We start from the raw sequence: 10,521 nt of genomic DNA on the forward strand, positions 1-10,521 counted from the left end.
GTGCCCTAAAGAGAACACATCTTTGGGCATTAAGAGGACTGGAGTATTATATGGCGAATATCGATGTTAAAAGGCATGCCCTTTTTGGTGTAATCCAGGGAGGGATTTTCAAAGATTTGAGAGAAGAGAGTTGTAGGTCCATGACAAGCCTTCCCTTTGATGGATATTGTTTGGGAGGTTCTCTAGGAAAAGACAAAAAAGAGATGTTCAAGATAGCTGATTGGGTGATACCTCATCTGCCGGAAAATAAGCCAAGACATCTCCTTGGTATCGGGGAACCGGATGACCTCCTTCAGGGAATAAAGAGAGGTTTTGATCTCTTTGACTGCTCATTTCCCTATAGGCTGGCTTCCTTTGGGACCTTTCTTACAGGGGATAAGAATAAGAGATATCGAATACACATAACAAATCAGATGTATAAGAAAGACAAAAGGCCAATAGAAGAAAAATGTGTGTGTTATACATGTAAGAATTTTCAAAGAGGCTATCTTCATCATCTTTTTAAAAGCCGAGAGATACTGGGTTATCATCTTGCTTCCACCCATAACCTTAACTTTATTATAAACTGGATAAAAGAATTGCGTCAGAAGATTTTGAAAAATAGATTTGAACCAGAATAAGATGTAATAAAGACAAATTTTGTATATAAAATTTGGTAAAAGATTGTGGACTTTTTTGGATCTAAAAGATGATCAGAATCAATGAACAGCAGTGCAAAACCATTGCGTCTAAGTTAGCGCTCTTTTCCCATTTCAAAGAGAAATCCCTTTCGCCTTATAAAAAAATTAAAGATAAAAAAAAGTTAGCCAATTATTGGTTCTTTCTGACAGCTATCTGTTACAAGACAGGTAACCTAAAGGGAATCGTTAATGGAGAGATGCTCAGAGGATGGGATTTTTTAGAAGCAAAGGCCAGGGCTATTTTAAAAGAAGACCCAGAGTTTTTTTTACCAGAAAATTTAGTCTCTATTTCTTCAAATGAGATTGCTGAATTAATGCTTGATTACAGGGATAGAATAGAACAAAGGTGCCATCTCTTAAAGAATTGTGCTCAAATGCTCCTTGAGAGATATAAAGGTAATGTCATGAACCTCTATTATAGCACCAAAGGAAATATATCAGGTCAAAAGGGGGTTCTCTCTCTTCTTTCAGACTTTGAAGCATATAAAGATCCTTTGAATAAAAAGTCCTTTCTCCTTATCATGACCCTTTTTAAATTGGGTGTTTGGAATTTTAAAGACGAGGAAGCAATCAAACTTCCTGTTGATAATCATCTTATGAGGATTAGTTTAAGGAGTGGCATGTTGGAGATTGAGGATATACATTTAAGGGGCATCCTTTGCAATCAAAAGGATATTGACTCTCTTTTAGAATCAAAGATAAGAAGCAAGGTTCTAAGATGCGGAGATCTTCTGAAAAAACATTCAGATATGAATATTATCCAGATAGATTCCCTCCTCTGGCAGATAGGAAGGAATTGTTGCCTGAATTCTCACCCTCCCTTCTGTGGTAATCATTGCTGTCTGTCAAAAGATGAATGTTCGCTTTGCAAAGCATTTAGTTATCGTTGTAATGGCTTATGCCCTTTGGATGGAGCATGTAAGGCCAGCAGAGAGAGATATTATTCTAAATATTTTGAACCGATCAGCAATAGCCACTATTACTGAGAGATTTGTTTTTTCAGGTCTTCATTGACTTATAAAGCTTTTTTTGATAGAAGTTTAAGAGATTTTTTCAAAATCTAAAGAGGAGATTCTAATGGACCTGAATATTATTAAGGAATTAGTGGAGAAAAATGATAACAAGATATTACTTATGGTTATTGATGGCCTGGGAGGTCTACCAAAAGAAGGAGAAAGAGAAACAGAGCTGGAGCTGGCCCATACACCCAACCTCGATTTATTGGCTAAGAGATCGAGCTGCGGGCTCATTGATCCTGTTGCGCCAGGCATAACCCCTGGGAGTGGACCGGGACATTTAGGAATTTTTGGTTATGACCCCTTTAAATATCTTATAGAAAGGGGCGCTCTTTCCTGTGCTGGGGTCAATTTTCCTATGGAGGAGGGAGATATAGGATGCAGGATAAATTTTGCCACAAAGGAGAATAATCTAATCAAAGATAGGAGAGCGGGGAGGATACCTACGGAAAAATGCGAAGAGCTCTGTGCTCTTTTAGAAGAAAGGGTTAATATTGATGGGGTGAAGATATTTCTTAGACCTGAAAAGGACTATCGGGCCGCAGGTATTTTTCGAGGTCCTGAACTTAGTGATGAGGTGACGGATACAGATTCCCAGAAGACAGGTAAACCACCTTTATTAGCTAGCGCACGCGATAAGACAGAGAGTGCAATAAAGACATCTAAAATAATAAATGAGTTTGTAAAGCAGGCAGATGATATAATAAAAGATTTTTACCCAGCAAATACCCTCCTTTTGAGAGGTTTTTCGAAAAAGCCAAGCATTCCACAGATGCAGGACGTATTTAGTCTTAATCCTGTGGCAATAGCTGTTTATCCCATGTATAGGGGTCTTTCACGCCTAGTAGGAATGGACGTTATTGAAGGGATTGAGGATATCAAATCTGAGTTTTTTGTGTTGATTGAAAATTACAATAAGTATGATTTCTTTTTTCTTCATATAAAGCCTACTGATAGTGCTGGAGAGGATGGAAAATTCGAAGAAAAGGTTGGTTTACTTGAAGAGATAGATTCCTATATTCCTAAAATAGATTTAGAGAAATACGCAGCCATTGGCATAACTGGTGATCATTCCACACCTTCTCTTTTGAAACTTCATAGCTGGCATCCAGTACCTTTGATCCTTTATTCCAAAACCTGCCGCCCTGATAGGGTAGAGAAATTTTCTGAGAATGATTGTGCCATGGGAAATCTGGGAAGGATCCGGGGTGTTGAGCTCATGCCCCTTCTTTTAGCCCATGCCCAGCGTTTAAAGAAATATGGAGCCTGATATATCCGAGATAAGTCCATCACCTTCGCTTATATCCACATCTTTACTCATAATGTGGGCGTCGAAAAAATGCATTTTTTTCTTAAGTAATTCTCATTTTCTTCCGAAATAATGTTTAGTGATTTTATTCTTATTCTTAGATAGAGACAGTCCTTAAAGATAATAAAAAGAAATCAAATTGTAATCCAAAGCCAAGAAAAAATATGCCGGTTAAGGAAGAGAGCATAAAAGATATTATTGTAAAATCTCCTGATATAGCTGTGCTTCCTCAGGTGGCTATTCAGGTAATAAATACTGTTTTAGATGAGAAAAGCTCAGCAAAAGACCTCTATAAAATAATTTCTGTAGATCAGGCATTAACAACGAGGATACTGAAGATAGCTAATTCAGCTTTTTATGGACATTTTAGGGAGATTAATAGCCTCTCCAGGGCAATCACGATTCTTGGATTTAAAGCGATTAAAAATTTAGTTGTTGCTGTGTCTACAAAATATTTATATAAAAAAACTGGACTTACTGAGAGGATTTTGTGGGATCATTCCGTGGGTGTTGCTATTGCTTCTCAGATACTTGCCAATAGCTATGGAAATATGTCTGATATAGAGGATTCACTGATATGTGGCCTCCTCCATGATATTGGAAAGGTGGCAATGAACAACTATGATCTTATCAGATTTAACAAGGTTATGGAGAAGGTTTATTTTGGGGAACTTTTATTTACCGATGTAGAAAAGGAGTTTTATGATTTTTCTCATGCTGAGATAGGAGCAAGCATGGTAAGGAAGTGGAACCTTCCAGAGGGCTTGGAAAGAGTGGTTGCCAACCATCATAGCGATTCTACAAGTTATCGTGAAGAGCTAAATATTTCAAGGCGAATCGCTTTTGTTAATCTGGCAGATTTAATATGTCTAAAATTAGGTATTGGATATAAAAATCCAAGGGATATCGTTTTAGAAGAACAAGACTCTTCAATCTTTTTGGGATTGAAAGAGGAACAACTTAAAGAGATTGTTAAAGAAGTAGAGAAGACCTATTCAAAAGGAAAAGAGCTATTCAATTAATCCAAAATCTTCCTTGTTATTTAGTTTTTTTCAAATTATAATCTGATCTCAACTCTTCGCCTCTTTTGTAAATATCCAATATTTTCGAGTTGAATAGCTATTTTCTGTATAAATTGGCGAATCTTCGAAAAGTTTATCAGATTAAAATTTTCTGTTGACAATTTTGAAAATTTTGATAAAAGACATTAAAGTAGTTATCAATACTTAAAAATTTTTATGAGGTTTAGACAATGAAGAAATATATAATCATACTTGCTGTAGTTGCTTTTATTACTGTTTCACTAACCGCCTCCTTCTCAAAGGGAGATGTCAAGAAGGGTGGGGCCATCTATAACAGGGTCTGCATGGCCTGCCATGCTGCTGGAGTTGCTGGCGCGCCAAAGTTAGGCGATAAGACTACATGGGCTCCCCGCATCAAACAGGGTGAAAAGGTTCTGCTTGAGCATACATTAAAAGGTTTTAAAGTTATGCCCCCTAAAGGTGGATGTGGTGAGTGTTCTGACCAAGATATTGAAGATGCTATTGCTTATATGCTCTCAAAGGTCCAGTAATTTAGGATGATTTTTCCCATTCCTTTTTTCATCTTTTGTAAAAGATTTTCGCCTTTCTTGCTTGTCCAAGAAAGGTGAGAAAGAAGGACACCCCGCCTGTTTTTCTTAACGGCTTTTGTTCATTTCTTGCTTGCGAAAGCAAACGAACCAAAGAAAGACACCCCCATCGATTTTTTCAACGGCATTTGACTGCACTCGCTCGGAGAAACAGCAAGCAGTTCTTTTTACCTTTCTTGCTCACCCAAGAAAGGTAACTAAAGAAGGGTGCCCCCCTGCTTTTTTTAACGGAATTTTGTCTTCGCTCATTCAGCGAGGGAGGAAACTCGCTTCGCTCAGACACCCTCCCTCTTTTTCCTCATTCGCTGGAAAAATTCCTAAAAACCAGAAGGGGGATTAAAAAAACATGATTTCCTTGCTCGCTCAGTAAATCCCTGAAAAGCAAAAGGGGGGAGAAAAAATACCTGAAAAATCTTAATGGGGAATTTAAAGTCCAAAAGAGTTATTAATCAAGAGCTTTTAATCGCAAAAAATCCAGCCATTTATTTTTCATAAACTATTTGACCAATCACATTTTCCCATTGACAATAAAGACGCTCTCCTATAAATTTTTTATATCATATTTTTTATTATTTTATCTGAGAAAGGTGATATTTGTGGAATTGAGAAAACTTGGAAAGAGTGAACTTGAGGTTCCAATTATTATCTTTGGTGCATGGGCTATTGGTGGTTGGCTCTGGGGAGGGACAGATGATGAGAAGGCTGTTTCTGCGATCCATAAGGCTCTGGATTTGGGAATGACATGCATTGATACAGCCCCCGTTTATGGTTTTGGTCATAGTGAGGAAATCGTGGGAAGAGCCATAAAGGGACGGAGGGATGATGTCATCATCGCGACAAAATGCGGTCTCCGCTGGGATTTAGAGGAAGGGGAACTCTTCTTTGAAACCATAGATAGTCGAGGAAAAGCCCTGAAGATCTATCGCAACCTGAAGGCCCATTCAATAAAAGAGGAATGTGAATTAAGCTTGAAACGCCTCAGTGTAGATGTCATTGACCTCTATCAATGCCACTGGCCTGATAGTACAACTTCTCCTGATGAGACCATGGAGACCCTCCTTCGTCTGAAAGAAGAGGGAAAGATCAGGGCTATCGGTGTAAGTAATTTTACAACGGAGATGATCAAGACCTGTCTTAAGTATGGCGATGTGGCCAGTGATCAGCCAAAGTACAGTCTCCTCTTTCGAGATATTGAAAAAGATATCCTTCCCTATTGTAGGAAACATGATATCGGTTTGATTGTCTATGGACCTCTGGGACAGGGGCTTCTTACAGGAAAGGTAACAATGGAGCGTAAGTTTAACCAGGGAGATTTACGGATAGATCAGCCATGGTTTCAACCCAAAAACCGAAGACGCATCCTTGATACATTGGAAAAGATCAAACCGATTGCAAAGGAGCATAACGCCACTTTAGCCCAGCTTTCCATTAACTGGGTTATTTCTGAACCAGGGGTTACGAGTGCTATTGTAGGTGCACGGAATCCCGAGCAGGTTATTGAAAATGCCGGCGCCTCAGATTTTAGACTGAGCAAAGAAGAAAGAAGCATCATAAAAGGATGCTTTGAGGCACTGGGAGAGCCCGAAGAGGAATAAAGATTTTTCGTGAAGCCTCTAAATATTTTACAGGCTTAAGCTTTTTTTCATGGCTTTTACAATATCAGGAGCAAAGGAGGGATATTTCTCTAACCATTCTATCCTCTCTCTGTTCAATTCTTTCACTATTTTTTCTCTCGTACTGGCATCATAGGCTTTTAATGGGTTATATCTCTCCATGTTAAAAGGCTTGTTTTTCTCTTCTGTTACACCGCTAACAAGGACCTTTGTCCCAAAATCGGGATAGTCTTTCCACTTTGCCGAGCCTCGAAATATCGCCCTAGAGATATAACCGATTCCCGATTTCCAAGGTCTGTGGGGTGGTCTTTTTATCTTCAATGGATTTTTGGGGTCTCTTATCTCTCCGACACCACCTGTATTCATCAGGAAGCATCTCACCTTTTTTTCATATTTTTTGACAAATTCGTAAAAGATGTTCCCTTCTTCTCCCTCGTCTCCGACAATAAAGGGGTTTGTTCCGACGATTCTGATAGACTGCCCTGCCTTGGCGGGGTCTCCTGCACTCGTTTCAATTGATTCGCCGAGCATAAAAGCGGCTGCTGCCTGTTCTGAGGTTAATTCCTGTATAATAGGAACAACGGTGTCCCTTCTTGTGTTAAAAAAGATGTGGAGTCCGTCCAGCTCGTCCACTGGAGGCAGGTCAAGACTTTCATACCGTCTCTCTTCAGGAAAGGCACTTAGGGGTAAAATCCCTCTTCCATTGGCACAGAGATCCTCTTCAAGATAATGTATCTTTCCCTTGCTGTCGACATAAAGATTTTGTACTAAAAACTCGGAGGACTCGGTCAGAGGTCTCAGAAGCGTGTCTTCTTCATCCAGGTCTGTCTTGAGATAGAGGGCTACCTCTGTTCCCAAAACTGTTCCGTTCTTGATCTTTAATCCCACAAAATCATCCTGAACCACAAGGGCTGCTTCATTCTTTTTGTCCAGATAATGCGGATGTCCAACAAAGGTTGTCTTACCTGTTCCTGAAAGGCCGAGAACAAGAACACCATACTGTTTGATTTTGCCAGTTTTTCTGTCCTTTGCCCTGATTAATTTTGACCCGGCATGGATCCCTAATATACCCTTTTGTTTTGCGAGATACATGGCCATCCTCAAGAACCCCTTTTTAGCCTCTCCCATATAATCACTGCCGAGCCCGAAAGTTACTCTTTCTTCAGGAAAGGCATAAAACCTTCCGAAAGCACCGGTATTAATATCGGGAACCAGCAGGATATAGATATCAGGAGCCCCCTTTACTGGGTCGACATCCCTGCACATCTTTCCATACATATAGGGGATATGGTGATAAGAAGGATCCTTCGTTGTTATAAGAAGATTGCAGTTAAAGGTAAAGTCTTTATCAGCCCCGCTCCCCATTACCCTGTGAATATAATCGATAGGGAGCAGATTGGCATGGCCTGCATACTGCTTTCCACCGTATTCTCCCCCAAAGATTCTTGCCATGTTTAATTCAAGGGTGTTGAGGGTCTCCTGTTGCTCAGGTGTGTTTCCAACCATTTGAGTCTTGTGGCTTCCGAGCACAATAGAATATTTGGCAGAACGGTTTCTAACCCTGGTATCCCAGTTGGTTCCGTGGTAATCATTCCTCTGGCCTGAAAGCATGGCGATTTTACCAAGAAGGGGACCCGTATATACCGTAACATTTGTTCCGACATGCTTTGATCTTTCTTTTAGCTCTTCTACCTTTTTTCGGACATGTCTATATTTTCCCATAGTGACTTTTCACCCCTTTTATTAAAAAAAAAAATAATAAAAACAATACAATACGAATGATTTAAATCATTAAATTATTTAAAAAAGTTATAATTACTACATATGAACTAAGTTGTCAAGAAAGTTTTTAAATTCCTCTGAAAAATATAAGGAGGAATTTTTAACGATTGATTTATATTGACACTCAAATCGGTTTTCATATAATTGCGTGGCAAAATTTATAAAGATTTTTAGTAAAAAGACCTGCTTTTAATTTCAATCTTTTCGATAGAGAGATAATTCATGAGATTTGCAGAAATAGTTGAGAGATATTCATCCTTAATATTTATATCTGGTCTCATCATCGGGGTTCTCACAGATTCCTTTTCCAGATTTGAGTTTTTAGTCCCATTTATCCTCGGTTTTGTGATGTTTTTATCCTTTCTAAAAATTGATTATAAAAAGATAGTTGATTATATGAAAAGACCCTCTCTTCTATTTTTTATCTCCTTTATTCAAATGATTTTGTTTCCCATCCTATTCTATCTCTTTTTCAAATTGATCAATGAGGAGTTTGCTATTGCCGTCCTCCTTTTAGTTGCTCTTCCCTCTGCTGTTTTCTCTCCAGTATTGGCAAATATGTTTAAGGGAGAGACAAACCTCTCCGTGGTTTTAGTTATCTTAAACCATATAGTCTCCGTATTCAGTATTCCTTTTTTATTCTATCTTCTCATAGGAAGGAAGTTATCCATTGACGTGAATCTATTGGCATTAAGCCTTTTTGAGCTGATTATCATCCCCCTCGTCTTAGCCGCTATTGTGCTTTATAAGTATAATGACAGGGTAAAAAGGATCGACCCCTATCTCAATTCTATAGCCATAATCGGCTTATTTTTTATTACCATATTTGCACTAAGTCCTCACCACAGCTACATCTTCCAAAATCTCCTTAATTGTATGAGCTTAATGCTATTTCAGTTTTTAATCTTTCTCTCTCTCTTAATCATTTATCTTGTGCCGATGAAGCTTAAAAAGGAAGAGCGGAGAACAGTGACAATAACGAAGTCTTTTATGAACAATATGTTAGGTGTGGTTATCGCATTAAAGTTTTTTTCTCCCTATTACCTCGTTTTTATGGTTTTAACAGGCGTTCCCTGGATATTGATGCTTTTGGTTTCAAAGCGGATTTATACGGAAAGCTTTTGGCCTCATCGTTAATCACTTCTTGTATTTTCTGATTTTTCTTGATATAAATTGATGAATAGAGAAAATAAAAATCTGGAATAAATAAAATATTATTTTTTTAATTTTTGGGGAGGTGAGTTATGGAGGAGAGACTGAGAAGTGAAGCTCTAAGTTTTGCAAAGGCGCAAACCGTCTCATCTGTGGCTACGGTTGAAGATGACAAGCCATGGGGAAGGGTAATGGCCCATGCCCAGATAGGTGATGATTTTAGCATATGGTATTCTACCTTTTCATTCTCAAACAAGATCCGACAGATTAAAAAGAACAATCTGGTTTGCATTACCATGAATGAAGAGAGAAAGGATATTCGTATTTTTGGGGAGGTAGAGATTCTTGAAGACGCTGAGACCAAACATAAGATGTGGAGAGATGAATGGACCAGATATTTTAAAGAAGGTAAAGACGACCCCGCATATGTCATCCTGAAGGTAACCGCAGAAAAAGTCGAATACAGGGATTTTGAAAAATACGGTATTATGCCGATTGAGGTAAAAATTTAGCTCAAAGACAAACTCTTTTTATTATTGATGGGAAGAGCTACGTAAAGTTAACAGAAAAATTCCAACCCACTAAGCAGAATCCATAAACCCTCATCTTAAAACTAAAAAGAATAACCGAGTGTGATGACCCAGATATCGCCATTGCCCGTTCGATTCGAGTAAAAGGCAATCTTGCTTCCGTCAGGGTTCCAATTCGGGCTCCAGTCTACCCAGTGATTTGTTGTCAGTTGTTGGGGGTTCTCTCCATTTGCATCCAAGACCCATAAATCAAAATTTCCCGATCTATCTGAAAAGAAGGCAATCTTGCTTCCATCAGGACTCCAGTCTGGAGCGAGGTCCTCATAGATGCTTGTGGTTAGCTGGGTGAGTTCACCTGTTCTCAGGTCTATAACCCAGATATCCCTGTTTCCTGCTCTGTTAGAATGGAAGGCTATTTTATTTCCGTCAGGGCTAAAGTCCGGTGCACCATCATTTCCCGGATATTTTGTTATCTGGGTCTGGTTTTTTCCGTCACTGTCCATAACCCAGACATCGGTGTTGCCTGAACGGTCTGAAACAAAGGTAATCTTGTCTCCTTTGCGGCTCCATGAGGGAAAGATATCGACAGCTTTATCGGTTGTGAGTTGCTGCCAGTTTTTTCCGTCGCTGTCCATGATCCAGATATCGTGATTGCCTGCTTTATTAGAATAAAAAAGAATCTTTGAACCATCAGGGCTGAAGGAGGGATTGGCCTCAACAAACGGTTCAGAGGTGAGCCTGGTCTTATTTTTTCCATCGCTGTCCATCACCCATATGTCAATATCAGAGTAGACCCTGGAGTCATAGAT

General features: G+C 39.0%; 10 protein-coding genes. 8 read left to right on the top strand and 2 right to left on the bottom strand.

The window, feature by feature from the left end; all coding sequences use genetic code 11:
* The 6 genes from VMW81_00760 to VMW81_00785 all read left to right on the top strand — a co-directional run.
* Positions 1 to 620: tRNA guanosine(34) transglycosylase Tgt (locus VMW81_00760; GenBank protein ID HUU49470.1), on the top strand; the 620-nt coding region annotated here is incomplete at its 5' end.
* Between the two features lie 68 nt (positions 621 to 688).
* Positions 689 to 1,666 (top strand): queuosine salvage family protein, encoded by a 978-nt coding sequence (locus VMW81_00765; GenBank protein HUU49471.1) that lies wholly within the window; start codon positions 689 to 691, stop codon positions 1,664 to 1,666.
* A gap of 91 nt (positions 1,667 to 1,757) precedes the next feature.
* Positions 1,758 to 2,966, top strand: coding sequence for a 2,3-bisphosphoglycerate-independent phosphoglycerate mutase (locus VMW81_00770; protein HUU49472.1), 1,209 nt, complete (start codon positions 1,758 to 1,760; stop codon positions 2,964 to 2,966).
* Positions 2,967 to 3,169: 203 nt separating this feature from the next.
* A complete protein-coding gene (locus tag VMW81_00775) occupies positions 3,170 to 4,027 on the top strand; it encodes an HDOD domain-containing protein (protein ID HUU49473.1) in 858 nt (285 codons plus the stop codon).
* Between the two features lie 230 nt (positions 4,028 to 4,257).
* Positions 4,258 to 4,578: a c-type cytochrome gene (locus VMW81_00780; GenBank protein HUU49474.1), complete on the top strand. Its 321-nt coding sequence runs from the start codon at positions 4,258 to 4,260 to the stop codon at positions 4,576 to 4,578.
* A gap of 653 nt (positions 4,579 to 5,231) precedes the next feature.
* The gene (locus VMW81_00785; protein ID HUU49475.1) at positions 5,232 to 6,230 is read left to right on the top strand and encodes an aldo/keto reductase; all 999 of its coding nucleotides are present in this window, start codon (positions 5,232 to 5,234) and stop codon (positions 6,228 to 6,230) included.
* A 27-nt stretch (positions 6,231 to 6,257) separates the two neighbouring features.
* Here the strand turns inward: VMW81_00785 and VMW81_00790 are convergent, their stop codons facing one another.
* Positions 6,258 to 7,970: a phosphoenolpyruvate carboxykinase (ATP) gene (locus VMW81_00790; GenBank protein ID HUU49476.1), complete on the bottom strand. Its 1,713-nt coding sequence runs from the start codon at positions 7,968 to 7,970 to the stop codon at positions 6,258 to 6,260.
* A gap of 282 nt (positions 7,971 to 8,252) precedes the next feature.
* Between VMW81_00790 and VMW81_00795 the strand changes: the two genes are divergently transcribed.
* A complete protein-coding gene (locus tag VMW81_00795; GenBank protein HUU49477.1) occupies positions 8,253 to 9,167 on the top strand; it encodes an AEC family transporter in 915 nt (304 codons plus the stop codon).
* Positions 9,168 to 9,274: 107 nt separating this feature from the next.
* Positions 9,275 to 9,694 (top strand): pyridoxamine 5'-phosphate oxidase family protein, encoded by a 420-nt coding sequence (locus tag VMW81_00800; protein ID HUU49478.1) that lies wholly within the window; start codon positions 9,275 to 9,277, stop codon positions 9,692 to 9,694.
* Between the two features lie 101 nt (positions 9,695 to 9,795).
* Here the strand turns inward: VMW81_00800 and VMW81_00805 are convergent.
* The coding region (locus tag VMW81_00805) for a DUF5050 domain-containing protein (protein ID HUU49479.1) at positions 9,796 to 10,521 on the bottom strand (726 nt) is incomplete at its 5' end.

The organism is Nitrospinota bacterium (genome assembly GCA_035528715.1).
Classification (GTDB): domain Bacteria; phylum JADFOP01; class JADFOP01; order DATKYB01; family DATKYB01; genus DATKYB01.

Coding starts and splice junctions, on each gene's coding strand:
- VMW81_00790 (HUU49476.1), bottom strand. CDS start 7,970: ATGGGAAAATATAGACATGTCCGAAAAAAGGTAGAAGAGCTAAAAGAA.
- VMW81_00800 (HUU49478.1), top strand. CDS start 9,275: ATGGAGGAGAGACTGAGAAGTGAAGCTCTAAGTTTTGCAAAGGCGCAA.
- VMW81_00780 (HUU49474.1), top strand. CDS start 4,258: ATGAAGAAATATATAATCATACTTGCTGTAGTTGCTTTTATTACTGTT.
- VMW81_00795 (HUU49477.1), top strand. CDS start 8,253: ATGAGATTTGCAGAAATAGTTGAGAGATATTCATCCTTAATATTTATA.
- VMW81_00775 (HUU49473.1), top strand. CDS start 3,170: ATGCCGGTTAAGGAAGAGAGCATAAAAGATATTATTGTAAAATCTCCT.
- VMW81_00765 (HUU49471.1), top strand. CDS start 689: ATGATCAGAATCAATGAACAGCAGTGCAAAACCATTGCGTCTAAGTTA.
- VMW81_00770 (HUU49472.1), top strand. CDS start 1,758: ATGGACCTGAATATTATTAAGGAATTAGTGGAGAAAAATGATAACAAG.